The 3338-nt window shown below is 41.0% G+C and carries 1 protein-coding gene; it reads left to right on the forward strand.

Going from position 1 to position 3338, the window contains the following annotated elements; all coding sequences use genetic code 11:
• The first annotated feature begins 134 nt into the window (after positions 1-134).
• Complete coding sequence (locus F6K37_RS35325; RefSeq protein ID WP_287255525.1) at positions 135-3149, forward strand: hypothetical protein; 3015 nt, start codon at positions 135-137, stop codon at positions 3147-3149.
• Positions 3150-3338: the final 189 nt, after the last annotated feature.

Consider the following 3338-nt stretch of genomic DNA (forward strand, 5'->3'; position numbering starts at 1 on the left):
TCCCTCCTCCCTACTCCCTACTCCCTACTCCCTACTCCCTACTCCCTACTCCCTATTCCCTGTCCGTAATCTCCCCATTAACACCTGCCATCTATAGGGAGTAGTGTGAAGAGATGGGTTTTGGAGTAAATAACATGGTCAATGTTTTAAGACCGGATGACAATGACTTGGTTAAGACGGATTACAGCGACTTACTGAATAAGATTTTGAAGGTACTACGGTCTGAGCAGACTAAAAATCCTTTTAGGCTGGCAAGCGATCGCAAACAGTTAGTCATCGATATTGATAGTATCGCAACTCAGGTGGCTGCTTTGTCGGTGCATGATCCTTTGGGGGGGTCTGCTAATTATGTTCGTAGTGCTACGGTTAATTTTAGTCCTGGTTTTTGGAACTGCTTTCCTAATCAAGTTGGGAAAATTAGAACTCGCTTAGAAGAATTACTGGAGTCTGTGCTGCTTGAGCTGCCAGATAATCGGTCTATTGATAAGTTTATCTCTAACTTATTGACTAGTTTAACATATTTCCAAGGGAAAAGGGCAAATTTAGATTTTACTTATCCTTTTGGTAACTATCCTGGTTTACAAACGCAACGGTTAAGTTTACAGGGAGATACTGATAACAGTAGGGAGTTGCTAAAACTTCACAAGCTCACGATTACGGTGGTAAATAGTGCTGAGTTTAACAGTGAGCTGAGAAATGGATTGGACAATTATATTAATGCTGAGTTTGCTGGGGTTAGTGAAAGCGTCCGCGAAGAGCTCTATGATATTGTTGAGGATCTAGAAAATAACCCTCAATCGGATTTCTACCGACTGAAGCACATTGCGGATACGGAAACCCTTGGTCAACTTAAGAAACAAGCCCAGATTCATTATTTAGAGTTTCTTAAAGGGGCGATTAATACTCGTGCTAGTGGTGGTAATGCTGAAGCGGCTATCTATCTGGAGGATTTGATTCGCCGACTTAAGCTGATTAATCACTACATCAATGATATTAATAAGGCAGATGGGGATTACTTGGTTAATTATGCTGGGGCATCGGTTAACTACAGAGACTTTTTTTCCAGGGCAGAGGCATTTAATCGGTTGCCGATTATTCCAATCATAGAGGGATACTTGGGAGAAAGTACTGATGAAGAGTGGGGAGAATTACAGTTTATTTTTGGACTTAAGCTCAAGTTGGATGGTAAGGTTCATGCTCATGGTAGTAAAGGGGTTTTTGAGTATTCGGTTAATCTGATTAATCCCGATAGTCAGGAGCATCAAGAGTTACTGAAAGATGTTTCGAGACGAGAAGTCTTTGCTAGAAAAGTTTTGACTATCGTGTTTTTGTACTACGTTGTGTTTGCTGGTAATAAGCCCTCTGCTCCCGGCTATACTCCTAAGTCTGACCTAGGCTACGATCCTATTAAAACCTTTGAGGAAAAGGTTTTGCCCATTCTACGAGGCTCTGATGACGGCGCGAAGCAGAAACTGTTTCGAGGAATCATCGAAGGCTTCAAGACCTATAAGGTTCAGTCGAAAGTTGATCAGCTAAAGCGGTGTTTGACTAATACGCTGACATACAAGACTAGGTTGCCAAGCCGAGGGTATCCTCTCCATATTTCGGTAAAAAAAGGTATTTTAGAAAACGATATTAGTAAGATTGAGACTAGGCAGACTTTGTTTAAGGAGGTTTTGCGAGGCAATCCCAAAAACGTTCTGAAGTATCTATCGATTCGAGATGCCAATGCTGGCGGAAATTCCGTTTGTACTCTTCCAGCTAATATCAGAATTCGTGATATTCGCTATTGTACTCAGGATGAGAAGCAACTCTTCAGTATGGAGTATGATGACATCACTGGGATTAAGGCGCTCCCTATACTATTGGTACCAAAGGAAACTAGGGGGAGAACTATCTACAAGCAGAATTTTCAGCAGCGTAAGTTAGTGCTGTTTCCCTATCAGGGAGACAAGAGTAATCCTTTAGACTCTCAACCGGCTTTTGTTTATCGGTTTACGTTCGCTTTGCTGGCTTATATCTGTTTGAAACTGCTGTTGGAGGAGCAGGAGCGTTTATTTATTCCGATTTTACGATTGCATCTGAGTAATAAGGAGGATGAGGCTCCCATCGAAAAATTTTTGCTATCGTTATCGATGGTATTGTCTCATTTACTGAATCAGGAACATCGGTCGAATACTCAAGGAATTGATATCAGGGATTTAAAGTATAAAATTCCTAATGTGATGACCTCTCTCTACTCGGTATTGCCGAAAACGTTTCGTTTCAATCAGCAGTTAGACTATCCCCAGTTGGATAAGTTAGCGATTATTGTAGTTTCTAGTCGGGAAAGTGATAGCAAATGGGGGAGTCGGCACAAGCGCTCGAATTTGATGGGAGAAGTGGTGGGAGTAATCCGTGGAAATGATGGTGCGGTCAGGTTAGAGTTACTGACGACTTTCTCTGACAATTATGACCACCAACGATTGTTTAAGGAACCAACGGTTGTGATTGATCAAGTTAGCAACCTTTATCACCAGGGATACAAACATTTTATCTATGTGGCTAAGGCTCCCTATACCAGTACGTTACATATGACTCAGTCTCAGGATGATGATGGATTATTTTTTATGTCTAAGGATGTTATCCGTGCTTTGAAGGGGGAGCATGGGGATATCAAAATCTATCCGATGTTTTTTGATAAGTACTATGTGGTGAAGCTAGAAAAAATTAGGGCAAGTTCGTTGTATATTCAGGATACGGCGGAGTTGACTACATTAGTGGCAGACAAAAGTAAGCAATCGGTGGTGTTTTTTAATCTTTTTAATGGAATTGAGGTGCCAGGGGAGCAGCGCAATTATAATGGGGTGATTTCTTATGCTACCTTGTTGAATATCTATGAGGGGATACTGGATGATGAAGATATTCGCCATGGTTTGATTTCTAATACTCCTCTGAAACAAGACATAGTCCAGTATTTGAGTCTGTTTCACTTTTGGCGATACCAAAAGGCAAGAGAGATTAGTTTTAAGTTAGACCCTTATGAAAATTTGATTGGGGATTATTCCGTTGGGGCTTTGTCGTTGTTTAATCATATGAGAGGTCAGGGGAATTTTAATTGCTTGGCCTTTTTAACTGAAGTCAGAAATATATTGAATCGTAAATCGTAAATCGTAGGGTGTGTTAGCGTAAGCGTAACGCACCGTGATTAAGTGATCAAGTGATCAAGTAGTGGACTGACACAGCTAATTTGGTGCATTAGAATCTGCCATCTCTTCCTCTTCAAACACTGGATAAAGATGTTTAAGTTTGACTCTGGCATCCGGGGTTGAAAAATGCCAAATTACTTGACTGGCTGT

This window comes from Moorena sp. SIO4E2 (assembly GCF_010671945.1).
GTDB classification, from domain to species: Bacteria; Cyanobacteriota; Cyanobacteriia; order Cyanobacteriales; family Coleofasciculaceae; genus Moorena; species Moorena producens.